Source organism: Adlercreutzia sp. DFI.6.23 (genome assembly GCF_024462535.1).
In the GTDB taxonomy this organism is placed as follows: Bacteria; Actinomycetota; Coriobacteriia; order Coriobacteriales; family Eggerthellaceae; genus Adlercreutzia; species Adlercreutzia rubneri.
This window is the reverse complement of sequence record NZ_JANGBP010000041.1, coordinates 1-570: the sequence shown is the minus strand read 5'-3', so window position 1 is coordinate 570 and position 570 is coordinate 1. Positions and strand designations below refer to the sequence as shown.

General features: G+C 61.8%; 1 rRNA gene. It reads left to right on the top strand.

Annotation, left to right across the window (positions count from 1 at the left end):
- Window positions 1-570 (top strand): 23S ribosomal RNA (locus tag NE591_RS12240); the annotation flags it as partial.

Genomic DNA, 570 nt, shown 5'->3' with positions numbered 1-570 from the left:
GCCCCTTTTTTGTCGTGCGCTGTCGTTCTGCTTGCGAGGGCTGACCAAGGTCAGCCCCTACGGTCCTAAGGTAGCGAAATTCCTTGTCGGGTAAGTTCCGACCTGCACGAATGGCGTAACGATTTGGGCGCTGTCTCAACCGTGGACCCGGTGAAATTGTACTGTTCGTGAAGATGCGAACTACCTGCGGAAGGACGGAAAGACCCCGTGAACCTTTACTGCAGCTTGGCATTGGCATCTGGTACGGCGCGTAGAGGATAGGCGGGAGCCTTTGAAGCGGGGGCGCAAGCCCCCGTGGAGGCGACCTTGGAATACCGCCCTCGTCGTGCCGGCTGCCTAACGCGCGGCCGTGATCCGGCGCGCGGACCGTGCCAGGCGGGTAGTTTGTCTGGGGCGGTCGCCTCCCAAAACGTAACGGAGGCGCGCACAAGGTCCGCTCAGGACGGTCGGCAACCGTCCCGAGAGCGCAAGAGTGCAAGCGGGCTTGACTGCAAGAGAGACACCTCGAGCAGGGACGAAAGTCGGTTCTAGTGATCCGGCGGCACAGAGTGGAATGGCCGTCGCTCAACG